Source organism: Pseudomonas sp. 20-5, assembly GCF_056782835.1.
Genome location: NZ_CM165584.1, coordinates 2981578 through 3002905, shown reverse-complemented (window position 1 = coordinate 3002905; position 21328 = coordinate 2981578). Strand labels below are relative to the sequence as shown.

Annotated in this window: 20 protein-coding genes; 11 read left to right on the top strand and 9 right to left on the bottom strand. The window is 68.8% G+C overall.

All coding sequences use genetic code 11. From position 1 onward, the window contains the following. Window positions 1-269: 269 nt before the first annotated feature. Window positions 270-428, top strand: coding sequence for a hypothetical protein (locus tag AC1RB9_RS13825; RefSeq protein ID WP_003089396.1), 159 nt, complete (start codon window positions 270-272; stop codon window positions 426-428). A gap of 54 nt (window positions 429-482) precedes the next feature. Next, window positions 483-1064, top strand: a complete 582-nt coding sequence (locus tag AC1RB9_RS13820) for a helix-turn-helix domain-containing protein (RefSeq protein WP_003122724.1) — start codon at window positions 483-485, stop codon at window positions 1062-1064. A 76-nt stretch (window positions 1065-1140) separates the two neighbouring features. Here AC1RB9_RS13820 and AC1RB9_RS13815 read toward each other — a convergent pair whose 3' ends face one another. From AC1RB9_RS13815 to AC1RB9_RS13805, 3 genes are all read right to left on the bottom strand, one after another. Continuing rightward, complete coding sequence (locus AC1RB9_RS13815; protein WP_003113089.1) at window positions 1141-1644, bottom strand: hypothetical protein; 504 nt, start codon at window positions 1642-1644, stop codon at window positions 1141-1143. Between the two features lie 299 nt (window positions 1645-1943). After that, window positions 1944-3197 (bottom strand): MFS transporter, encoded by a 1254-nt coding sequence (locus tag AC1RB9_RS13810; protein ID WP_003450896.1) that lies wholly within the window; start codon window positions 3195-3197, stop codon window positions 1944-1946. Beyond that, window positions 3197-4372, bottom strand: coding sequence for a serine hydrolase domain-containing protein (locus tag AC1RB9_RS13805; protein ID WP_003450898.1), 1176 nt, complete (start codon window positions 4370-4372; stop codon window positions 3197-3199). The genes AC1RB9_RS13810 and AC1RB9_RS13805 overlap by 1 nt, the downstream gene beginning before the upstream one ends. A 114-nt stretch (window positions 4373-4486) precedes the next feature. Between AC1RB9_RS13805 and AC1RB9_RS13800 the strand changes: the two genes are divergently transcribed. The 3 genes from AC1RB9_RS13800 to AC1RB9_RS13790 all read left to right on the top strand — a co-directional run bounded on the left by AC1RB9_RS13800 (window position 4487) and on the right by AC1RB9_RS13790 (window position 7180). After that, window positions 4487-5380: a LysR family transcriptional regulator gene (locus AC1RB9_RS13800; protein WP_003117841.1), complete on the top strand. Its 894-nt coding sequence runs from the start codon at window positions 4487-4489 to the stop codon at window positions 5378-5380. A gap of 103 nt (window positions 5381-5483) precedes the next feature. Next, window positions 5484-6782 carry an NAD(P)/FAD-dependent oxidoreductase gene (locus AC1RB9_RS13795; protein WP_003089406.1) on the top strand — a complete coding sequence of 433 codons (1299 nt, stop codon included), beginning with the start codon at window positions 5484-5486 and terminating at the stop codon, window positions 6780-6782. A gap of 32 nt (window positions 6783-6814) precedes the next feature. After that, the gene (locus tag AC1RB9_RS13790; protein WP_003089408.1) at window positions 6815-7180 is read left to right on the top strand and encodes a cupin domain-containing protein; all 366 of its coding nucleotides are present in this window, start codon (window positions 6815-6817) and stop codon (window positions 7178-7180) included. A gap of 456 nt (window positions 7181-7636) precedes the next feature. Here AC1RB9_RS13790 and gntR read toward each other — a convergent pair whose 3' ends face one another. Further along, window positions 7637-8668, bottom strand: a complete 1032-nt coding sequence (gene gntR / locus AC1RB9_RS13785; protein ID WP_003107131.1) for an HTH-type transcriptional regulator GntR — start codon at window positions 8666-8668, stop codon at window positions 7637-7639. Window positions 8669-8862: 194 nt separating this feature from the next. Between gntR and AC1RB9_RS13780 the strand changes: the two genes are divergently transcribed. The 6 genes from AC1RB9_RS13780 to AC1RB9_RS13755 all read left to right on the top strand — a co-directional run bounded on the left by AC1RB9_RS13780 (window position 8863) and on the right by AC1RB9_RS13755 (window position 15534). Continuing rightward, window positions 8863-9384 (top strand): gluconokinase, GntK/IdnK-type, encoded by a 522-nt coding sequence (locus AC1RB9_RS13780; RefSeq protein WP_003107130.1) that lies wholly within the window; start codon window positions 8863-8865, stop codon window positions 9382-9384. A 96-nt stretch (window positions 9385-9480) separates the two neighbouring features. Continuing rightward, complete coding sequence (locus tag AC1RB9_RS13775) at window positions 9481-10833, top strand: GntP family permease (RefSeq protein WP_003107128.1); 1353 nt, start codon at window positions 9481-9483, stop codon at window positions 10831-10833. A 25-nt stretch (window positions 10834-10858) separates the two neighbouring features. Beyond that, a complete protein-coding gene (locus tag AC1RB9_RS13770; protein ID WP_003089416.1) occupies window positions 10859-11002 on the top strand; it encodes a hypothetical protein in 144 nt (47 codons plus the stop codon). Window positions 11003-11165: 163 nt separating this feature from the next. Continuing rightward, window positions 11166-12791 (top strand): NADP-dependent glyceraldehyde-3-phosphate dehydrogenase, encoded by a 1626-nt coding sequence (locus tag AC1RB9_RS13765; RefSeq protein WP_003117844.1) that lies wholly within the window; start codon window positions 11166-11168, stop codon window positions 12789-12791. Between the two features lie 217 nt (window positions 12792-13008). After that, entirely contained in the window at window positions 13009-14268 is a 1260-nt protein-coding gene (locus AC1RB9_RS13760; RefSeq protein ID WP_003450901.1) for an acyl-CoA dehydrogenase family protein, read from the top strand. 30 nt (window positions 14269-14298) lie between these two features. After that, complete coding sequence (locus tag AC1RB9_RS13755; protein WP_003450902.1) at window positions 14299-15534, top strand: SfnB family sulfur acquisition oxidoreductase; 1236 nt, start codon at window positions 14299-14301, stop codon at window positions 15532-15534. A gap of 59 nt (window positions 15535-15593) precedes the next feature. Here the strand turns inward: AC1RB9_RS13755 and AC1RB9_RS13750 are convergent, their stop codons facing one another. The 5 genes from AC1RB9_RS13750 to AC1RB9_RS13730 all read right to left on the bottom strand — a co-directional run bounded on the left by AC1RB9_RS13750 (window position 15594) and on the right by AC1RB9_RS13730 (window position 21299). After that, on the bottom strand, window positions 15594-17003 hold the full coding sequence (locus AC1RB9_RS13750) for an LLM class flavin-dependent oxidoreductase (RefSeq protein WP_003450904.1): 1410 nt from the start codon (window positions 17001-17003) through the stop codon (window positions 15594-15596). 469 nt (window positions 17004-17472) lie between these two features. Next, a complete protein-coding gene (locus AC1RB9_RS13745) occupies window positions 17473-18237 on the bottom strand; it encodes an ABC transporter permease (RefSeq protein ID WP_003107734.1) in 765 nt (254 codons plus the stop codon). Continuing rightward, window positions 18234-19433, bottom strand: coding sequence for an ABC transporter substrate-binding protein (locus AC1RB9_RS13740; protein ID WP_003107732.1), 1200 nt, complete (start codon window positions 19431-19433; stop codon window positions 18234-18236). The genes AC1RB9_RS13745 and AC1RB9_RS13740 overlap by 4 nt, the downstream gene beginning before the upstream one ends. After that, window positions 19399-20235, bottom strand: coding sequence for an ABC transporter ATP-binding protein (locus AC1RB9_RS13735; protein WP_003450907.1), 837 nt, complete (start codon window positions 20233-20235; stop codon window positions 19399-19401). The genes AC1RB9_RS13740 and AC1RB9_RS13735 overlap by 35 nt, the downstream gene beginning before the upstream one ends. Next, the gene (locus tag AC1RB9_RS13730) at window positions 20232-21299 is read right to left on the bottom strand and encodes an acyl-CoA dehydrogenase family protein (protein WP_003117847.1); all 1068 of its coding nucleotides are present in this window, start codon (window positions 21297-21299) and stop codon (window positions 20232-20234) included. Before AC1RB9_RS13730 ends, AC1RB9_RS13735 begins: the two co-directional genes overlap by 4 nt. Window positions 21300-21328 lie beyond the last annotated feature (29 nt).

The window sequence follows — 21328 nt, the reverse complement described above, 5'->3', positions numbered from 1 at the left end:
GGACACGCCAGGCACGAGATACCGCGCAAGGCGGCATGGATTCGGTGCGGCGCGCCGATTGGTCGGCAGGTACGCGAGAGCCTTTAATTTATTGGAATAAGAAAATTAATTTAAATACCTTTAAAGAATATAAATATGCTGCTCCGTACGGTTCGGCGTCCCTTTTTAAGCACAAAAGTGAATTAATAAATAAAAACTTAGTATTTATGGCTCTAAGCGGCGAAGGGATAGTCTGGCTGCCATCGAACCCGCCGCCCGAGGAGTGCCTCATGGACCGCACCGACAACGTCATCGATTTCGCCCGCTACCGCTCGCGCCGCCAGGCACGCCGCCTGGGCGAAATGATGTGGGCGGTGTACGCCTGGCGGGCCGGCTACGCCGTGCCGCAACCGCCAGCCAGGCACGACGAGCGCAGCCGCCGGGCCTGACCGATGAACCTGCCCGCCAGCGATGGCGTTGCCCACCTGGAACTGGCCGCCGGCGTGCATACCGAACCCGATGATCTGATTGGCCAGCGCGTCGCCCACAACCTGCTGCGCCTGCGCGGCAAGCGCAATCTCTCGCTGGACGCCCTGGCGCGGATTTCCGGTGTCAGCCGGGCGATGCTGGCGCAGATCGAGTCCGGGCGCAGCGTGCCGTCGATCAAGGTGCTGTGCAAGATCGCCCAGGGTCTCAAGGTGTCGGTGGCAGCCTTCCTCGACGATCGCGCCTTCGCCGGTGTCGCCGTGCTGCCGGCGCAACAGAGCAAGCGCCTGGTCAGCGCCGACGGCGCCTTCACCAGCCGCGCGCTGTTCCCCTTCGATGTGGCGCGCCAGGTGGAGTTCTACGAACTGCGCCTGCGCGGCCTCGGCCAGGAAGACGCCGAAGCCCACGCCCCCGGCACCCAGGAGAACCTGGTGGTGGCGCAGGGGGTACTGGAAGTGCGGGTCAACGAGGAGCGCTTCCTGCTCGCCACCGGCGACTCGATCCTGTTCTACGCCGACCAGCCGCACAGCTACCGCAACCCCGCCGATAGCGAAGCCCTGGCGTACCTGGTGATGACCTACCCGGAGCGCCTGGACTGACCCCCGGCCCTGCTGCCATGGACGAAGAAAGGCCCGCCCGGTCATCCCGGGCGGGCCTTTTCCATCCGGCGACGGATCAGCAGGTGCAGCACATCATCGGCATGCCGTTGCAACTCATCATCATCGGCATGCCGCACTCCATCATCTTCGCCATCAGCATGCAGCAGTTCTTGAACATCTCCATGTCCATGCCCTGCATCGGCATCATCCTGCAATGCATGGCGTCGCCCTGCATGGAGCACTCCATCATGCACTTCATCGGAGCCATGCCCATCATCGGCATGCCCATCCCCATGCCCATCGTCGGCATCATCGCCATGCAGGCCTGGGACATGCCCATCATCGCCAGGTTGCCGCACTGCATCATCATGGGCATGCCGCAGTTCATCATCATCGCCATCATCTCGGCGCTGTTGCGGAACTGGCCCATGTCCATGCCCATCGCCGGCATCATCTTGCACAGCATGCCGTCGTCCATCGTTTCGCACTGCATGGTCGCCATCATCATCGGCATGCCCATCATGGGCATCATCGGCATGGCGGCATTCATGTTCATCGGCATCTGCATGGCATTCATCATGGCGGTAACTCCTGTAGGCGAAGCGGGGGTAGGTGCGAATGGGGCCGATTCTAGGCAGCGCCGACGCACCGGCAAGATGCCGGTGCAACAGCCGAGCCGGGCGCTGCATGGTGGCTAGCGGCGAGACAGCGAAGATGTTCGGCGCAATGACGGCGGATTCCGCTGCATGGCGGAGGAACGCATCGTCACGGCCGGTATTTCGACGCGATGGATATTCGAAACGGACCTATCCAAATAACCCAGGTGAATAAACGTTCTAAGACCCGCAGCCTTTTTCCCCTTGCCGGGCGCAGCCCCGTCTATTGCGCCGCTTTCCGGTGCTCGGGCGATGCCCTGCGGAAGTCGCGCGGGCCGACGCGGAAAGCGTGCGCGGCATTGCCCCAGGCCAGCACGGCGGCCAAGCCGATCAGCGGTAGCAGGGTCCAGGGCAGCATCTCGCTGCCCCAGCGCTGCAACACCATGCCACCCAACGCTCCGCCGCCGGCGATGGCCAGGTTCCAGGCCACCACGATCATCGATTGGGCCAGGTCGGCGCCCTCCCCGGCGGCGTCCGCCGAGGCGGTCTGCAGCAGCGTCGCCGCGCCACCGAACGTCAGTCCCCAGAGGGCCAGGCCGGCGAACGCCAGCCAGCTCCAGCGAGCGCCCAGGCACAGCGCCAGCGCCGCCACGGCGAACAGCGCCAGGCTGGCCAGGACCATCCGCCGCAGGTGCCGGTCGACCAGCACGCCAACCAGCCAGATTCCCGCCACCGCGGCGCTGCCGAATACCAGCAGGGCCAGGTCCACCGAGGCGCCCAGGCCGACCTTGGCGAGGAACGGCGCGATATAGGTGTAGAGGATGTTGTGCGCCAGCACCCAGGCGACGATCACCAGCAATACCGGACGCACGCCCGGCGTGCGCAGCACCCCGAGCAGACGCAGGCGCCGCCCGGCCGGCTGGCCAGGGAAGTCCGGCACGCTGCGCAGCACCCAGCCGACCAGCAGCAGCGCGGTCAGCGACAACAGGCCGAAGGCCCAGCGCCAGCCGAGCAGGCCGCCCAGCCAGGTGCCCAGCGGAACGCCGAGCGACAGCGCCAGCGGCGCACCGAGCATGGCCACCGCCAACGCCCGCCCCTGCTGCTCCGGCGGCACCAGGCGCCGCGCGTAGCCGGCCAGCAGGCCCCAGGCGAGGCCGGCGGCGACGCCGCTGCCGAAGCGCGCCAGCAGGGTCAGGCGGTAATCCGAGGAAACGGCGGTTAGGCTGTTGCAGACGAAGAAGATCAGCAGCGCCAGCAGCAGCACCCGGCGCCGCCGCCAGCCCTGGGTCAGGCTCGCCGCCGGCAGCGCGGCCAGTAGCGAACCCAAGGCGTAGACGCTGACCAGTTGCCCGGCCAGCGCCTCGCTGACCGCCAGCCCCGCGCCGATTTGCGGCAGCAGGCCGGCCGGCAGGGTTTCGCTGAGAATGGCGACGAAGCCGGACATCGCCATCGCCAGCAGCGCACTCAGCGGCAGCCGCGGCGCCACGGCCGACGCAGCGGCCCCGGCGTTCTCCGGAAATGCTTCGCGGCGTCCCATCAGCGCAGCTCCGCGGAACGGTAGACGGCGTCGCGCAGGTCGTTGACGAAGCGTCCCGACATGCCCTCGAACAGGGTGTTGGTAAGCGCCACCACCGACAGTTCGCGGGCCCGGTCGACGAACCAGGAATGCCCGTAGGCGCCACCCCAGCGCCAGGTGCCGGGAGCCTCCGGCGATTGCGCGATAGCCGGGTCGCGCAGCACGGAGAAACCCAGGCCGAAGCCGAAACCGGGATTGGCCGGCAGTTCCAGGCCGGGTACCTGGTCGCGACCCATCTCCTCCACCAGGCCAGGCGTCAGCAACGGCGCGCCGCCCTGGCGAAGGATTTCCAAAAGGCGCAGCACGTCGCCGGCGCTGCCGATCATCCCCGCCCCGCCGGACGCATAGGCAGACGGTTCGAAGGCCCGATTCGGCTCGAAGCGAATGCCGACGCTGTCCTCGAACGGCGCCACGGTCTCCCGCCCGGCCATTCGGCGCGGGCGTGGCCGGTCGCTGACGTAGACCGCCGCCAGTCGGCACGCGTCGGCGCAGAGGAAGCCGCTGTCGCGCATGCCGGCTGGAATCCCGACCCGCTGCCGCAGCGCTTCCGCCAGCGGCCGCCCGTCGACCCGCTCCACCAGCGCGCCGAGCACGTCGGTGGCCAGCGAATAGCCCCAGGCGCGGCCGGGTTCGTAGAGCAAGGGCACGGAGGCCAGGCGACGGAGATTCTCGGCCAGGTCGAAACCCGGCAGGTCCATGCCATCGGAAATCCCGGCGCGGGCATAGGGGCCGTCTGCGTCGGCTTCGAGGAAGCGATAGCCGAGGCCGGCGCTGTGGCTCAGCAACTGCCGCGGCGTGATGCGCGCCTCGCGGCCGTCGGCCAGGCGCGGACGGAACGCCGGCAACCAGTCGGCGATCGGCTCATCGAGGGCCAGCCGGCCCTCATCCACCAGGCTCAGGGCCGCGACGCTGACGATCGGCTTGCTCACCGAGGCCAGGCGGAACAGGCTGTCCTCGCCCATTATCCGGCCGGCTTCGCGGTCGGCCAGGCCGGCAGCCCGTCGATAGAGCCACTGCCCCCGGTGTGCCACCAGCACCACCGCCCCCACCAGGCGCTGGTCGGCGAATGCCGCCTCGATCACCTGATCGACATTTTCCGCCAGGCCGCAGCCTGGCTCTCGTTCGAAACTGGACATGCGGGACTCTCCGCAGATGAAGGATGCGGACAGGCTAAGAGCGCTGCAAAAGCGGAAAAAGACGGATAGAGTTCCGTTCTATCCGGACCGTCATGTCCGTAATCGGAGCCTTGCATGGACAGCCTCAGCGGTTTCACCGTCTTCGTCCGCGTCGCCGAGACCCGCAGCATCGTCGGCGCCGCCCGGACCCTCGGCGTCAGCGCCTCGGCGGTGGGCAAGCGGGTCGCCCGCCTGGAAGAGAAACTCGGCGTGCGCCTGTTCCACCGCAGCACCCGCAGCATCACCCTGACCGCCGAAGGCAGCCTGTTCCTCGAGCGCAGCCGGCGCATCCTGGCCGAGATCGAAGCCACCGAGCTGGAGCTGTCGCAAAGCCGCGAGACCCCGCGCGGGCGCCTGCGGGTCAGCCTGCCGCTGGTCAGCGGGCTGGTCCTGCCGACGCTCGCCGATTTCATGCAGGCCTATCCGGACATCGAGCTAGACCTCGACTTCAGCGATCGCGTGGTGGATGTCGTCGACGAAGGCTTCGACGTGGTCCTGCGCACCGGCCAGCCGGTGGATTCGCGGCTGTCCATGCGCGAACTGGGTGAGTTCCAGCTGAAGCTGGTCGGCTCGCCGGCCTACTTCGCCCGCCACGGCACGCCGCGCTGCCCGGAAGACCTGCTGCGGCACACCTGCCTGCACTACCGCTTCCCCAATACCGGCCGCCTCGAGGAATGGCCGCTGCGCCGCGCGGACGGCGAAGCCCCGCCGCAGATCCCGGTGTCGATGGTCTGCAACAACATCGAGACCCGCGTCTGCTTCGCCCTGCGCGACCAGGGCATCGCCTGCCTGCCGGACTTCTCGATCCGCGAGGCGCTGCGCGAAGGGCGCCTGGTCAGCGTCCTCGACACCTTCTGCGAGCGCCGCGCGCGGTTCTTCCTGCTCTGGCCGTCCGGCCGCCAGGTCTCGCCCAAGCTGCGCGCCTTCATCGACTTCGTCGCGCCACGGGTGATCGCCACGCTGGGCTGAAGCGCGCCTGGCAGGGCCGGTCAAGCCGGCGGCAGACAGGAACAAGACCGCGGCGGCCACGGAGCGTCTAATAGGTACATCCACCCCTTGCCAGGCCGCATCCATGATCAACATCGAGACGCCGACCTACTACACGGCGACCAAGAAGTACGAATTGTCCTTCCCCTCCCTGGAAACCGACCTGGACGCCGACGTGGTGGTGATCGGCGGCGGCTTCTCCGGGATCAACACCGCGCTTGAGCTGGCCGAGCACGGCATCACCGACATCGTCGTGCTGGAGGCCCGCCACCTCGGCTTCGGCGGTACCGGGCGCAACGGCGGGCAGATCATGGCCGGCATCGGCCACGACCTGGAGAAGATCCGCAAGGATGTCGGCGAGGACGGCCTGCGGGCGATCTTCGAGATCAGCGACCTCGGCGCCGACATCATCAAGGGCCGTATCGAGAAGTACGCCATCGACGCCGACTTCTGCCACGGCTACGGCTACATGGGCTTCAACGCACGCCAGGCGAAGACCCTGCAGGCCTGGGAAAAGGAATTCCGGTCGCTCGGCTCGCCCCATGAGATCCGTTACCTGCACGGTGCCGAGGTGCGCCAGATCATCGGCTCGGACGCCTACGGCAGCGCCCTGCTGCACATGGGCGGCGGCCATGTGCACTCGCTCAACCTGCTGCTCGGCGAAGCCAAGGCACTGGCCGGCCTCGGCGCACGGATATTCGAATACAGCCCGGCGCTGGAGGTGCAATACGGCGAGCGCATCCGCGTGCGCACGGCCAAGGGCTCGGTCACCGCGAACAAGCTGCTCTGGGCCTGCGACAGCTTCCTCAACCGGCTCGAACCCGAGCTGCACCGCACCACCATCAATACCTACGCGTTCCAGATGATGACCGAGCCGCTGCCGGACGAACTGATCCAGCGGATCAGCCCGATCCGCGGCGCCTACAGCGACATCCGCCCGGTCATCGACTACTACCGGGTGACCAACGAGAACCGCCTGCTGTTCGGCGCCGCCACGCCCTTCGTCGAACGCATCCCCGGCGACCTCAAGGCCTGGAACCGCAAGCTGATGCTGAAGATCTTCCCCTACCTGGAGCACGTCCGCATCGACCTCGCCTGGGGTGGGCCGATGGCTTGCAGCGCCAACCTGTTCCCGCAGATCGGCAGCCTCTCGGGGCGGCCCAACGCGTTCTTCGTCCAGGGTTATTCCGGGTTCGGCGTGACCCCCAGCCACATCGTCTGCAAGGTCCTCGCCGAAGGCATGAGCGAAGGCTCGGCGCGCTACGACCTGCTCAGCTCGGTGCGCCGCATCCCGATCCACGGCAAGGACCACTTCCGCCCGCTGCTGCTCAGCGCGGGCAAGACCTGGCACCAGCTCTCCGGCTACTGGAACGGCCGGCGCTGAAACCTACCGATCACTCTACAAGGAGCATTCCCATGGCCATTACCGTTATCCGCCACGGCATCACCCTCGACGAACTGGACGCCTGGGGCAGCGTCGCCGACCTCGGCTCGGAGATCCTCGAAGGCGAGGTGAAAGCCTTCGGCAAGATGACCGCAGGAGCCCCCACCGACCCGGTCAGCGCCGCCTACTTCGGCACCACCGCCGGCAAGTTCCGCATGACCTATCCGTTCAGCGAACAGGCCACGGTGGTCAGCGGCGAGGTCCGCCTCACCGACGAGTCCACCGGCCAGAGCACGCTCTACAAGGCCGGCGACAGCTGGTTCGTCAGCAAGGGCACCCCGGTGCTCTGGGAGGTTGCCGACGGCGGCTTCGTCAAGCATTACTACGCGGTGGCTTGAGACACCGAAGAGACGGCGAGCCGTTACGCAAGGCGTGCGCCTGCGGCGCTGCCCAACCCTCGACACGCCCCCGTAGGGCGAATAACCGCTCGCGGTTATCCGCCGTGAAACCCGGCGTAACGGCGGATAGCGCCCGCGGCGCTGCCCAACCCTCGACATGTCCCCGTAGGGCGAATAACCGCTCGCGGTTATCCGCCGTGAAATCCGGCGTAACGGCGGATAGCGCCTGCGGCGCTATTCGCCCTACCCGGCGAGCCGTTCCGCCCGGCGGCGCTGCCCAGCCCTCGACACGCCCCCGTAGGGCGAATAACCGCTCGCGGTTATCCGCCGTGAAACCCGGCGTAACGGCGAATAGCGCCTGCGGCGCTATTCGCCCTACCCGGCAAGCCGTTACGCCCGGCGGCGCTGCCCAGCCCTCGACATGTCCCTGAACGGCCGCACCGTCGGGCCGCGGGTTCAGGTGCTCTCCCGCGCCATCAGCTCGAACCCCATGTCCAGCGCGCTATCGCGCACCTCCTTGCCGGCGATCAGCGCCAGCAACTGCTCCGCCGCGCGCCGGCCGATGGCTTCGCGCGGGGTGCGGATGCTGCTCAGGCGCGGGACCGTGCAGTCCGAACCCGGCAGGTCGTTGAAACCGAGCACGGCGATCTGTTCCGGCACCTTGACCCCACGGCGCAGGGCCTCCAGCAGCGCGCCCTGGGCCAGGTCGTCGTTGCAGAAGAACACCCCGTCGACCTGCGGCTGGCTGGCCAGCAACTGCACGAAGAGTTCGCCGCCGAGGGCCACCGAGGACGGCCGCGGCGTAAGGATTTCCAGCCCCGGGTCGTAGCAGCCGGCCTTTTGCAAGGCGCGGCGGAACCCCTCGCCGCGCAGCAGGGTGCGCTGGTCGAGCTGGGCGCCGATGTAGGCCAGGCGCCTGCGGCCGCGTGCCAGCAGGTGCTCGGCGGCGGCCTCGCCGGCGCGCAACTGGGAGAAGCCGACGCAATTGAGCCCGGAGCCGGAGTCCAGGTCCATCATGTACACGCAGGGAATGCCGCTGGCCTCGATCATCCGCCGGGCGCTCTCGGTGCGCTCGAAGCCGGTCAGCAGCAGGCCGCGCGGCTGGTAGGCCAGGTAGTTGCGGATCAGGTCCTCTTCCTCGTTGCGCGAGTAGTGGAAGTTGCCGATCAGCACTTCCAGGCCCTGCGGCCGCAGTACCGCGTGGATCGCCTCGAGGGTCTCGATGAACAGCAGGTTGGCCAGCGACGGCACCAGCACCGCCACGCTGTGGCTTTGCGCCGAGGCCAGCGCGCGCGCCGCGGGGTTGGCCACGTAGCCGAGTTCGCGGGCGGCGTCGCGGACCTTCTGCGCCAGTTCTTCGGCGACGCTGGCGACGCCGCGCAACGCGCGCGACGCGGTGATCGGGCTGACCCCGGCGCGGCGCGCGACTTCGTTGAGGGTGGGACGTCCGGTGGTTCGCGTGTTCTTGTCGTTCTTGGTGATGCTCATCGTGGCCTGCTTGCCAAACAAAATTCCAGGCACTAAGGTAGCGCTGTCTCGCGACCTGGGCAATCGCCTGAGGCGGCCTGTCCGCCACTGCCCGCGCGGGATTCGACAGACCACAACGACAAGAAGGCGGAGCCGGGCTCGCGCGATTTTTTCCAGGTCGCAAAGACAGCGCTGTCTCACGCTTGAGGTGTTCCATGCATCCACCCCTCCAAGCCCTGGTCATCATGGGTGTCGCCGGTTGCGGCAAGTCCAGCGTCAGCCAGGCCCTCTGCCAGCGCAGCGGCGCCCACGGCATCGAAGGCGACAGCTTCCATCCCGCCGCCAACATCCGCAAGATGAGCGCCGGCATCCCCCTCACCGACGACGACCGCGCCGGCTGGCTGGACACCCTCGCCGAGCAGCTGCGCCAGGCGGTGGCCGCCGGCAAGCTGCCGGTACTGACCTGTTCCGCCCTCAAGCGCGCCTACCGCGACCGGTTGCGCCGCGCGGTGCCCGGCCTCGGCATCGTCTACCTGGAACTGACCCCGGCGGTCGCCGCCGAGCGCGTCGCCCAGCGCCCCGGCCACTTCATGCCGGCGACCCTGATCGACAGCCAGTTCGCCGCCCTCGAGCCGCCGCTCGACGAACCCCTGACCCTGCGCCTGGACGCCACCCTGCCGGTGGAATGCCTGGCGCAGGCCGCCCACGCCTGGTGGCTGGAGCACGCCGCCGCCTGAATTCTTTCGCTTGTCCGACAAAGATAGCGCTACCCCGAAAAAGCGCTTCAATGAAACAGCAACTCCGGTAGAACAACGACAAAAGGAGAGCCCTCCATGTTCGGCATGTCACACGATGCCTACCTGCTCCTCGACGCCCTGGTGACCATCATCGGCCTGATCGTGCTGATCACCCGCTTCAAGGTGCATCCCTTCATCGCCCTGATCATCGCCGCCGGCTTCCTCGGCCTGACCTCGGGGATGCCGGTGGAGAAGATCGTCAAATCCTTCCAGGACGGCTTCGGCGGCGTGCTCGGCTTCGTCGGCGTGATCCTCGCCCTGGGCACCATGCTCGGCAAGCTGATGGCCGATTCCGGCGGCGCCGACCAGATCGCCCGCACCCTGATCCGCGCCTTCGGCAAGGAGCGGGTGCACTGGTCGATGATGCTCGCCGCGTTCCTGGTGGGCATCCCGCTGTTCTTCGAGATCGGCTTCATCCTGCTGATCCCGCTGGTGTTCATCGTCGCCCGGCGCAGCGGCGTGTCCCTGATCAAGATCGGCATCCCGTTGCTCGCCGGCCTTTCCGCGGTGCACGGTCTGGTGCCGCCGCATCCCGGCCCGCTGCTGGCGATCGGCGTGTTCGGCGCCGACATCGGCAAGACCATCCTCTACGGCCTGATCGTCGCCCTGCCCACCGCCGCCATCGCCGGCCCGCTGTTCGGCGCGCTGGTCTCGCGCTACATACCCGGCACGCCATCGGCGGAACTGGTCGAGCAGATCGCCCACGAGCCCGAGACCCAGGACCTGCCCAGCTTCGGCGTGACCCTGGCGACCGTGCTGCTGCCGGTGTTCCTGATGCTGCTGAAGACCTTCGCCGACGTCGCCTTCCCCGATGGCCACGCGTTCCGCGCCTGGATGGACATGATCGGCCATCCGATCAGCGCCCTGCTCCTGGCCCTGCTGGTGGCGCTCTATACCTTCGGCTACGCCCGTGGCTTCGACTCGAAGAAGATCCTCAGGCTGCTCGACCAGAGCCTGGCACCGACCGCCGCCATCGTGATGATCATCGGCGCCGGCGGCGGCTTCAAGCAGATGCTGGTGGCCAGCGGGGTCGGCGACGTCATCGGCCATCTCGCGGTGAACGCGCAGATCTCGCCGATCCTGCTGGCCTGGCTGGTGGCCGCGGTGATCCGCATCGCCACCGGCTCGGCCACCGTCGCCACCATCACCGGGGCCGGCATCGTGGTGCCGGTGATCGACCTGATTCCCGGCGTCAACCGCGAGTTGCTGGTGCTCGCCACCGGCGCCGGCTCGCTGATCCTCTCCCATGTCAACGACGCCGGGTTCTGGCTGGTCAAGCAGTACTTCAACATGAGCGTCAGCGAGACCTTCAAGACCTGGACCGCGATGGAGACCATCCTCTCCGTGGTCGGCCTGGTCTTCATCCTGTTGCTGTCGCTGGTGCTCTGAGCACCAGCCCGACCGGAGTTCAGCCATGACCGAACCAATGCAACGCCCCGACCACGAAGCCTCGCGCTGGCCGCGCGACTTCGATATCCGCCAGCGCTATGCCGAGCAGCAGGAACTGCTTGAGCCACCGCCGGCGCGGCCCCGCGAAGAGCCTACCGCCGACGCCTGAAGCCAGCCGGCGCCATGCCTTTGCTCCCGCCCCCCACGAAGCGGGAGCAAAGGCTGATTTCCGGCAAGGGCGCGACGGTTTTCCTGCTGAAACGATTTACCTTCGATCCGGACCGCGCTACAACAGTCCCACGCCTTTCATCCACGTCATTCGAGGACCCGCCATGACCGCCCCGCTCCACCTCGATTCGCTGTTTCCCAGCCTCGACGCCATTCCCGAGCAGTACCGCCCCGACGCCCCCATCGAGCAGCGCGACTACCTGGTCGACGGCCAACTGCGACATTGGGACGGCCCGCTGGCGCCGGTACGCAGCCCGGTATTCCTCGCCGAGGCCGACGGCGAGCGCCAGGTGATCCTCGGCAGCACCCCGCTGCTCGACGCCGACGCGGCGCTCGCCGCGCTCGACGCCGCGGTGCGGGCCTACGACCACGGCCAGGGCCTGTGGCCGAACCTGCGGGTGGCCGAGCGCATCCAGCACGTCGAACGCTTCCTGGCGCGGATGCGCGAGCAACGCGAGGCGGTGGTCAAGCTGCTGATGTGGGAAATCGGCAAGAACCTCAAGGACTCCGAGAAAGAGTTCGACCGCACCTGCGACTACATCGTCGATACCATCGAAGCGCTGAAGGAACTCGACCGCCGCTCCAGCCGTTTCGAACTGGAACAGGGCACCCTCGGCCAGATCCGCCGGGTTCCGCTGGGCGTGGCGCTGTGCATGGGGCCGTACAACTACCCGCTGAACGAAACCTTCACCACCCTGATCCCGGCGCTGATCATGGGCAATACGGTGGTGTTCAAGCCGGCCAAGTTCGGCGTGCTGCTGATCCGCCCGTTGCTGGAAGCCTTCCGCGACAGCTTCCCGCCAGGAGTGATCAACGTCATCTACGGGCGCGGCCGGGAAACCGTGTCGGCGCTGATGGCCAGCGGCAAGGTCGACGTGTTCGCCTTCATCGGCACCCATTCCGGCGCCAGCGACCTGAAGAAGCTGCACCCCCGCCCGCACCGCCTGCGCGCCGCCCTCGGCCTGGACGCGAAGAACCCGGGTATCGTCCTGCCGCAGGTCGACCTGGACAACGCGGTGAACGAGGCGGTCACCGGCGCGCTGTCCTTCAACGGCCAGCGCTGCACCGCGCTGAAGATCCTGTTCGTCCACGAAAGCGTGCTGCGACCGTTCCTCGACAAGTTCAGCGCGCGCCTGGCCAGCCTCAAGCCGGGCATGCCGTGGGAACCGGGAGTGGCGCTGACGCCGCTGCCGGAGCCGGGCAAGGTCGACTATCTCGAAGGCCTGCTGAACGACGCCCTGGCCAAGGGCGCACGAGTGGTCAATGCGGGCGGCGGCGAGCATCGGCAAAGTTTCTTCTACCCCGCTCTGCTGAGTCCGGTGAGCCCGGACATGCGCCTCTACCACGAGGAGCAGTTCGGTCCGCTGGTGCCGGTGGTGCCCTATCGCGAGCTGGACGAGGTGATCGACTACGTCCTGCGCTCCGACTACGGCCAGCAGTTGAGCCTGTTCGGCAACGACCCGGCGCAGATCGGCCGGCTGGTCGACGCCTTCGCCAACCAGGTCGGCAGGATCAACGTCAACGCCCAGTGCCAGCGCGGCCCGGACAGCTACCCGTTCAACGGCCGGAAGAATTCGGCGGAAGGCACCCTGTCGGTCCATGACGCGCTGCGGGTGTTCTCCATCCGCACCCTGGTGGCGACCCGCGACACCGAGGCGAACAAGACCCTGGTCAGCGAGATCATCCGCAACCGCGCGTCGAACTTCCTCACCACCGACTACATCTTCTGAAGCGCCTGTCCCTCTCCCGCCGGGAGAGGGACCTGCCGCCACCTCCCCCACTGTCCGCCAGGCAGCAGCCGCGCAACAGGCTGCCGCCCCGGCAACACCTCCTGCTCGCGCGAACCCGCGCAACCAGTGGCCTGCGCGGGTCGGCACAGGCTGTGCAACGGCCCGGACTCCAGGGTAGCCGTCGACCGGACGGCCCCGCTGCCTACCAGGAGTCCGCATGAACGCCCGCGTCCATCCCGAAGCCACCGCCGCCAGTCTCTCCGAAGGCGCCGACTACGAACTGCTCGCCCAGCGTTTCCGACCGATCTTCGCGCGCATCGCCGAAGGCGCCGTCGAGCGCGAACGGCAACGCGAACTGCCCCACGAGGCGATCGCCTGGCTCAAGCAGGCCGGCTTCGGCGCCGTGCGCGTGCCGCGCGAGCACGGCGGCGCCGGCGCCTCGCTGCCGCAGTTGGTTCAGTTGCTGATCGAACTGGCCGAGGCCGACTCCAACATCACCCAGGCCCTGCGCGGCCACTTCGCCTTCGTCGAGGACCGTCTCAATGCCGAGCCCGGCCCTGGCCGCGACCGTTGGCTGCGGCGCTTCGTCGAGGGCGACCTGGTCGGCTGCGCCTGGACCGAGGTCGGTTCGGTACGGCTGGGCGAAGTGCTCACCCGCGTCTCGCGCAAGGACGACGGTCGCTGGGTGGTGAACGGCAGTAAGTACTACAGCACCGGCAGCCTCTTCTCCGACTGGATCGATCTGTATGCCCAGCGCGACGACACCGGCGCCGACGTGATCGCGGCGATCCGCACCGACCAGCCCGGCGTGCGCCAGAGCGACGACTGGGACGGCTTCGGCCAGCGCACCACCGGCAGCGGCACGTCGCTGTTCGAGGACGCCGAGGTGGAGGAAGAGAACCTCATCGACTTCGCCAGCCGCTTCAAGTACCAGACCGCGTTCTACCAGTTGGTCCTGCTCGCGGTGCTGGCCGGCACCGGCCGCGCCGCCTTGCGCGACGTCGCCGCCGAGGTGCGCGGGCGGACCCGTATCTACAGCCACGGCAATGCCCTGCGAGTCAGCCAGGATCCCCAGGTGCAGCAGGTGGTCGGGCGCATCGCCGCGCGCGTCTACGCCGCCGAGGCGGCCACCCTGCGCGCCGCCGAAGCGGCCCAGCGCGCCTACCTGGCGCGATTCGTAGGCGACCCGCAGGCGGAGAAGGAGGCCAATATCGCCGCCGAGATCGAATCGGCCAAGGCCCAGGCGATCGTCGCCGAACTGGTGTTGCAGGCCACCAGCGAGCTGTTCGACGCCAGCGGCGCTTCCGCCGTCGGCCGCGGCAAGCAGCTCGACCGCCACTGGCGCAATGCGCGCACCGCCGCCTCGCACAATCCCCTGATCTACAAGCAACGGATCGTCGGCGACTGGGAGATCAACGGCAGCGAGCCGCCCTACGTCTGGCAGATCGGCAGCGGTCCGGCCACGGCGTCCCGCTGAACCTCGCCCATCCCATCGCAAGGAGTTGCCATGAGCGCACTGGAAAAGAACGCCGCCGATCCCTATCGGCAACCGCTGCCACGGACCCCGGCCCGGCGTATCGCCGACGACGCCGAGGCGATCCGCGTCGCCCGCGAACTGGCCGGGCTGTTCGCCGAGGAAGCCTCGCTGCGCGACCGCCAGCGCCGACTGCCGGTGGCCGAACTGGAAGCCTTCTCGCAGAGCGGCCTATGGGGCATCAGCGTACCGCGCGCCTACGGCGGCGCCGAGGTCGGCTACCGGACCCTGGCCGAAGTACTGAAGACCATCGCCGCGGTAGACCCGTCCCTGGCGCAGTTGCCGCAGAACCACCTGGCGGTGCTCGACCATTTGCGCCTGGACGGCAGCGAGGAGCAGAAACGCTTCTTCTACGGCCTGGTGCTAGACGGCGTGCGCTTCGGCAACGCCTTCTCCGAACGCCACAGCCGTACCGTCGCCGAATTCCAGACACGAGTGCTGGCGGATGGCGACGGGTTCCGCATCGACGGCCGCAAGTTCTATTCGAGCGGCGCCCTGCTCGCCCACTGGGTACCGGCCGTCGGCCTCGACGCCGAGCAGCGCGCGCACCTGGCGTTCATCCCGCGCGACGCGCCGGGGATGACGGTGATCGACGACTGGTCCGGCTTCGGCCAGCGCACCACCGCCAGCGGCACCGTCATCCTGGACAACGTGCGGGTGCCGGCCGAGCACGTCATCCCGGTGCACCGCGCCTTCGACCGCCCCACCGCCGCCGGCGCCGTATCGCAGTTCATCCAGGCCGCCATCGACGCCGGCATCGCCCGTGGCATCCTCGCCGAGACCGTGCAGCAGGTGCGCCGCCACGCGCGGCCATGGATAGACGCCAACCAGCAGCATGCCTGGGAAGACCCCTACACCATCCAGCAGGTCGGCGACCTGCGCATCCGCGTGCGCGCCGCGGAAGCCGTGCTCGACCTGGCGGCCGACGCCATCGAAGCGGCGCTCGCCGCCCCCGACGAGGAGAGCGTGGCCGCCGCCTCGATCGCCGTGGCCGAGGCCAAGGTGCTCACCACCGAAGCCGCCCTGCTCGCCGCCAACCGGCTGTTCGAACTGGCCGGCACGCGCTCGACCCTGGAGGAACTCAATCTCGACCGTCACTGGCGCAACGCCCGCACCCACACCCTGCATGACCCGGTGCGCTGGAAATACCATGCCATCGGCAACTACCAGTTGAATGGGGTGAAGCCACCGCGGCACGCCTGGCTCTAGGGGCCGTCCCGGGCCCTGGGGCGGATAGCGCCACCGGCGTCATCCGCCGTCCGCCCAGGTCAGGCCGGCAGCGCGTTGCGCCCGGCCTCCTTCTCCCAGAGCGCCCGCAGGTCGCGATAGCCGGCCGCCGGATGGGAATCCGGCAGCCGCGGGCCGTCGCCGAACAACTTCTCGCGCAGAGTCCCCGGCGCATATTCGGTCTTGTACACCCCGCGCTTCTGCAACTCCGGCACCAGCAATTCGACCACGTCGCTGAAGGTTTCGTGGGCCAGCGCATAGGCCAGGTTGAAGCCATCCACGTCGGTGTCCTCCACCCACTCCTGCAACAGGTCGGCGACGGTCGCCGGGCTGCCGACGAACAGCGGGCCGAAGCCGCCGATACCGACCCAGTCGGCCAGCTCGCGGACCGTCCAGGTGCGCGTCGGATCGGCGCTGGAAAACGCTTCCACCGCCGATTGGATCGCATTGGTGTGGATGTGCCGCAGCACCTGATCCGGCCGATACTGGCCGAAGTCGATCCCGGTCCAGCCGGAGATCAGCGCCAGGGCCCCTTCGTAGCTGACGAAGGCGCGGTATTCGTCGAACTTGGCCCTGGCCTTGGCGTCGGTTTCGCCCAGCACCACCGTCTGCAGGTTGAACACCAGTACCTTGCGCGGATCGCGGCCGGCCTCGGCGACGCGCTGGCGGATGTCGGCGACCGCCTGCTTGAGCACGGTCTTCGATGGCGCGGCGACGAACACGCACTCGGCGTGCTCGGCGGCGAAGCGCTTGCCACGACTCGACGCGCCGGCCTGGTAGAGCACCGGCGTGCGCTGCGGCGACGGTTCGCAGAGATGGATGCCGGGTACCTGGAAGTGCTCGCCGACATGGCGGATCTCGTGAATCTTGCCCGGGTCGCTGAAGATCCTTCGGCGACGGTCGCGGAGCACCGCGCCGTCCTCCCAACTGCCTTCGAAGAGCTTGTAGAGCACCTGGAGGTATTCGTCGGCATAGTCGTAGCGGCGGTCGTGGTCGAGCTGGGCCTGCTGGCCGAGGTTGCGCGCGCCGCTTTCCAGGTAGGAGGTCACTACGTTCCAGCCGATCCGGCCCTTGGTCAGGTGGTCCAGGGTCGAGAGTCGGCGGGCGAAGGGATAGGGATGCTCGAAGGACAGCGAGGCGGTCAGGCCGAAGCCCAGGTGGCGAGTCACCGCGGCCATCGGCGTGATCAGCGCCAGCGGGTCGTTCACCGGTACCTGGGCGGCCTGGCGGATCGCCGCGTCGCCATTGCCGTCGAGCACATCGTAGATGCCCAGCACGTCGGCGATGAACAGTCCGTCGAAACGGCCGCATTCGAGCAACCGCGCCAGGTCGGTCCAGTACTCCAGGTCCTTGTACTGCGAGGAGCGGTCGCGCGGATGCACCCAGAGGCCGGGCGACTGGTGGCCGACACAGTTCATTTCGAAGGCGTTGAGACGGATTTCGCGCGGCATGGGGACTCCTTGGCTTGCCTGTGCATCCGGCACCCCGTGCACAGCCCGTGCCGGGCCGCGGGGCCGCGCCGGACAAGGCCTGGGTGGCAAGCCCCTGTCGCTGTGCGGGCGCAACTGCTGGGCAAGTGTTGGTGGATCAACACATTCGCCCGCCCCACCCGAGCCCCGAGCCCCGAACCCCGTAGGGCGAATAGCGCCCTGGCGCTATCCGCCAGCGCACCGGTACCCCGTCCGGCGGATAGCCGCAAGCGGCTATTCGCCCTACCCGAGCATCCCCATTGACCCGTAGGGCGAATAGCGCCCCAGCGCTATCCGCCAGCGCACCGGTACCCCGTCCGGCGGATAGCCGCGAGCGGCTATTCGCCCTACCCGAGCATCCCCATTGACCCGTAGGGCGAATAGCGCCCCAGCGCTATCCGCCAGCGCACCGGTACCCCGTCCGGCGGATAGCCGCGAGCGGCTATTCGCCCTACCCGAGCGCCCCGTGCGCCCAGCGCCGGTAGAGTCCGCGCGCCGCCGCGTCGAGCAGGTAGCCGAGCAGGCCGATCAGCAGCACCATCGCCATCAGCTCGGAGTACGCCAGGCGGTCGCGGGTGTCGAGGATGTAGTAGCCGAGCCCGGCGCTGACGCCAAGCATCTCGCAGGGCACCAGGACGATCCAGAGGATGCCGATGGCCAGGCGCACGCCGGTCAGCACATGGCCGAGGATGCCCGGCAGGATCACCCGGCGCAGGGTTTCCCAGGGCGTGGCGGCGAGGCTGCGGCTCAGTTGCAGCCAGCGCGGGTCGAGCTGGCGCACGCCGGCGGCGGTATTCAGCAGGATCGGCCAGAGCGCGGCGAAGGCCAGCAGGAAATAGATCGGCTGGTCGCCCACGCCCATCAGCATCACCGCGATGGGCATCCACGACAGCGGCGAGATCATCCGCAGGAACTGGAACGCCGGAGTGGTCGCCGCTTCCAGGTTGCGCGAGGCGCCCACCAGCAGCCCCAGCGGCACTCCCACCAGCAGCGCCAGGAACAAGCCCAGCAGGACCCGTTTCAGGCTCACCAGCACGTGCTCGTAGAGTTCGCGGCGTTCCAGCAGTTCACCCAGGCTGAGCAACGTCGCCTGCGGCGAGAAGCGTGCCGAAAGGCCGTCGGCGGCGCCGAACAGGGCCACGCCGAGCCACCACAGGGCGAACAGCGTCAACAGCCCGGCGACGCCTAGCGCGCCCTGGCGCAGCGTCTGCCTCACGGGCTGATCTCCTCGCTGCGCTGGAAGCCCTCGGCGAGGCCGAACGCCTGCAACCCGCCGACCTCTGCCAGGGCCTGGCGGACGAAGCGGTCGTCCACCAGGTCACTGGCCACCTGGCGCGGATCGAGGCTGGCGAGGAAGGCATTATTGCCTTCGATCAGGGTGTCCTTCAGCCGCCGCACCAGTTCCTCGGTATAGCTCGGATAGGGATAGGGCTGGAAGTCGATGCGCCGCTCCTGCCAGTCGGCGTGGCGGATCGCGCCGCTGGCGAGATAGGCCTGCTGCTCCTCGGCGCCCGGCGCCAGCACCCGGCCGAGGACCTCCGGTGCGTGCGGCGTGTAGCGGTTGGCTCCGGCCTTGGACAGCAACTGTGCGGCCTCGGCGCGGTGCTCGCGAGTCCATAGCTGGGCCTTGACGATGGCGTTGACCACCTTTTGCGACCACTGCGGCCGCCGCTCCAGGTCGTGTTCGTGCATGAACACCACGCAGCAGGCGTGGTTGCGCCAGACATCGCCGGTGAAGCGCTGTACCCGGCCGACCTTGAGGTTCTCCGCCAGGGCGTTGAACGGCTCGGCGACGATGTAGCCGTGGATGCGCTTGCTGGCCAGCGCCGGTGGCATGTCCGAAGGCGGCAGCACCACCAGGTTGACCTCGTCGGCGGCCAGCGCCGCGCCCACCGCACGGCTCACCGCGCGCAGGCCGTTGTCGCGCAGCAGTTGCTGCAACACCACGTTGTGGATCGAGTACCAGAACGGGATCGCCACGCTCTTGCCGCCGAGCTGGCGCACGTCGGCGATCTCCGGAGCCACCGTGAGCCCCGAGCCGCCGACGTGGTTCCAGGCCACCACCTTGGCCGGCACCTTGCTGCCGTAGCGGGCCCAGACGGTCATCGGCGACAGCAAGTGGATGACGTTGACCTGGCCGGAGATGAACGCCTCGATCACCTGCGCCCAGCTACGCAACAGCACCGGCCGTTCGGCCTGGATGCCCTCGGCCTCGAACAGGCCGTTGGCATGGGCCACCAGCAAGGGCGTGGCGTCGGTGATCGGCAGGTAGCCGATGCGCACCGGCGCGTCGGGTTCGGCGGCGGCACGCGCCTGCAGGCTGCTCAGCAGCGGCAACGCGCCGGCAGCGCTGAGCAGCGCGGCGAGCTTGAGGATGTCACGTCGGGAATGGGTCGGGTCGTCCAGGCACATGGGAGGTCTCCGGCTGAGCGATGGGATGGGCATGGGTGCGGCTCGCCCGCCGTAGGGTTTTCAGGATCTCGATGCGCAACGCGCCCAGTTCCTCGACCAGCTCCGCGCGTGGCTGCGGCAGGTCGATGCGCCACTCGCCGAGGGTCCGCGCCGGGCTGTCACCCAGTAGCAGGATGCGTTCGGAGAGCAGCAGGGCCTCGTCGATATCGTGGGTGATCAGGACCACGGCGGTGCCGCGCTCGTGGATCGCCCGCAGCAGCAGCTGCTGCATGTCGGCGCGGGTCACTTCGTCCAGCGCGCCGAAAGGTTCGTCGAGCAGCAGCACTTTCGGCTGCCGCGCCAGGCAGCGGGCCAGCGCGGTGCGCTGGGCCATGCCGCCGGAGAGTTGCGCCGGGTAGCGGGCACGGGCGTGCTCCAGGCCGACCGCGGCGATCGCCTGGTCGACGCGGGCCTGGCGGGTGGCCGCGTCGAGGTGCGGCTGGCGGGCGAAATCGAGGCCGAAGGCGACGTTCTTCTCCAGGTTCAGCCAGGGCAGCAGGCTGGGGTCCTGGAACGCCACCGCGACGCCCGGATGCGGTCCGCGCAGGGGCTCGCCGAGTACCCGCACGCTGCCGGCGGCCGGCTCCTGCAGGCCGGCCAGCACGCGCAGCAGGCTGGACTTGCCGACGCCGCTGGGACCGAGGATCGAGACCACCTCGCCGGCGCCCAGGCGCAATTCGAAATCGCCGAGCACCGCCTGCCAGCCGGCACCGCGCGGATAGCCGAGGGCGATCCCGCGAGCGTCGAGGAGCGCCTCGCTCATGCCTTGGCCTCGGCCTGGCGTTGCAGTTCGGCGCGCAGTTGCACCAGGCTCGGCGTAACGATCGGGACGAACGCCGACTCGCGCCAGCGGCGGGCGAAACCGGCGCCGTGCTCGCTCAGGTAGGCCTTGCCGCCGCTGGCCTGCAACTCCAGTTGCACGGCATTGGCGGCGGCTTCGGCGAGCCCGATGCGGATGCGGAACAGGCGTGCCGGCTGGCTGGCGAACTCGCCGCTGGCCAGTCCGGCGTGCAGCGCCGCCACGTGTCCGTCGAGGGTTTCGCGCTGTGCCGCCAGCTCGCCATCCAGCAGCGAACGACTGCCGCCCAGGTGCCGCTGCACTTCGTCCAGTGCGCGGCGCGCCAGGCCGATGGCCATGCCGCATTGCAGGCCGAGGAAGGCCGGGCGCACCCGTGGCAGGAACTGCCGGGCGTCGTCGTGCAACAGCCAGTCGCGCCCGACCGCCACCGCGCGCAGATCGAGGGCGGCGGTGTTGCTGCATTGCAGGCCGAGCAGGCGCAGGTCCGCCGAGCGCTGTAAGCCGGCGAGTCCTTCGGGAATCGCCAGGACGAAGGGCTTGCCGCCCTCCCCGTGTTCGATCGCCGCCGCCACCACGAAATCGCCGCTGCGCAGGTTGGTCACCCACGGCAGGCGACCGTCCAGGCGCCAGCCGGCCTCCTCCGCGTGCGCCACCACCTGCAGCGCCTCGATCCCGGAAAGGAACTTCATCGCGTTGGACAGCCCGGTGGCGCCGGCCAGGCGGCCGGCCAGCAGGTCGCCGAGCAGGCGTTGGCGCAGTTCCTGGTTGGGACTCTGCAACAGGTACTCGATGAAGGCGCGCTGGCCCCAGAAGACGAACGCCGCGGTCAGCGAGCGCGCCGCCACCGCGGCCACCCGCTCCACCGCGTCGGCGAGCGTGCCGCCGGCGCCGCCGAGGCGTTCCTCCACCGCCACGCCGAGCACGCCGGCTGCGGCCAGGCGCGGCAGCAGCGCGGCGGGATCGGCGTCGCCGCGGTCGAGGGCGTCGGCCTGGCGGTCGAGCCAGTCGCTCAGGGTCGGGTCAAGCATGGTCGTCACTCCTTGCGCCGGCGCGGCAT

Excerpts from the sequence above, each read along its gene's own strand:
- AC1RB9_RS13750 (WP_003450904.1), bottom strand. The coding sequence starts at position 17,003 with ATGCCGCGCGAAATCCGTCTCAACGCCTTCGAAATGAACTGTGTCGGC.
- AC1RB9_RS13770 (WP_003089416.1), top strand. The coding sequence starts at position 10,859 with ATGACCGAACCAATGCAACGCCCCGACCACGAAGCCTCGCGCTGGCCG.
- AC1RB9_RS13740 (WP_003107732.1), bottom strand. The coding sequence starts at position 19,433 with ATGTGCCTGGACGACCCGACCCATTCCCGACGTGACATCCTCAAGCTC.
- AC1RB9_RS13775 (WP_003107128.1), top strand. The coding sequence starts at position 9,481 with ATGTTCGGCATGTCACACGATGCCTACCTGCTCCTCGACGCCCTGGTG.
- AC1RB9_RS13805 (WP_003450898.1), bottom strand. The coding sequence starts at position 4,372 with ATGTCCAGTTTCGAACGAGAGCCAGGCTGCGGCCTGGCGGAAAATGTC.
- AC1RB9_RS13790 (WP_003089408.1), top strand. The coding sequence starts at position 6,815 with ATGGCCATTACCGTTATCCGCCACGGCATCACCCTCGACGAACTGGAC.
- AC1RB9_RS13765 (WP_003117844.1), top strand. The coding sequence starts at position 11,166 with ATGACCGCCCCGCTCCACCTCGATTCGCTGTTTCCCAGCCTCGACGCC.
- gntR (WP_003107131.1), bottom strand. The coding sequence starts at position 8,668 with ATGAGCATCACCAAGAACGACAAGAACACGCGAACCACCGGACGTCCC.
- AC1RB9_RS13755 (WP_003450902.1), top strand. The coding sequence starts at position 14,299 with ATGAGCGCACTGGAAAAGAACGCCGCCGATCCCTATCGGCAACCGCTG.
- AC1RB9_RS13730 (WP_003117847.1), bottom strand. The coding sequence starts at position 21,299 with ATGCTTGACCCGACCCTGAGCGACTGGCTCGACCGCCAGGCCGACGCC.
- AC1RB9_RS13795 (WP_003089406.1), top strand. The coding sequence starts at position 5,484 with ATGATCAACATCGAGACGCCGACCTACTACACGGCGACCAAGAAGTAC.
- AC1RB9_RS13780 (WP_003107130.1), top strand. The coding sequence starts at position 8,863 with ATGCATCCACCCCTCCAAGCCCTGGTCATCATGGGTGTCGCCGGTTGC.
- AC1RB9_RS13815 (WP_003113089.1), bottom strand. The coding sequence starts at position 1,644 with ATGATGAATGCCATGCAGATGCCGATGAACATGAATGCCGCCATGCCG.
- AC1RB9_RS13800 (WP_003117841.1), top strand. The coding sequence starts at position 4,487 with ATGGACAGCCTCAGCGGTTTCACCGTCTTCGTCCGCGTCGCCGAGACC.
- AC1RB9_RS13825 (WP_003089396.1), top strand. The coding sequence starts at position 270 with ATGGACCGCACCGACAACGTCATCGATTTCGCCCGCTACCGCTCGCGC.
- AC1RB9_RS13810 (WP_003450896.1), bottom strand. The coding sequence starts at position 3,197 with ATGGGACGCCGCGAAGCATTTCCGGAGAACGCCGGGGCCGCTGCGTCG.
- AC1RB9_RS13760 (WP_003450901.1), top strand. The coding sequence starts at position 13,009 with ATGAACGCCCGCGTCCATCCCGAAGCCACCGCCGCCAGTCTCTCCGAA.
- AC1RB9_RS13735 (WP_003450907.1), bottom strand. The coding sequence starts at position 20,235 with ATGAGCGAGGCGCTCCTCGACGCTCGCGGGATCGCCCTCGGCTATCCG.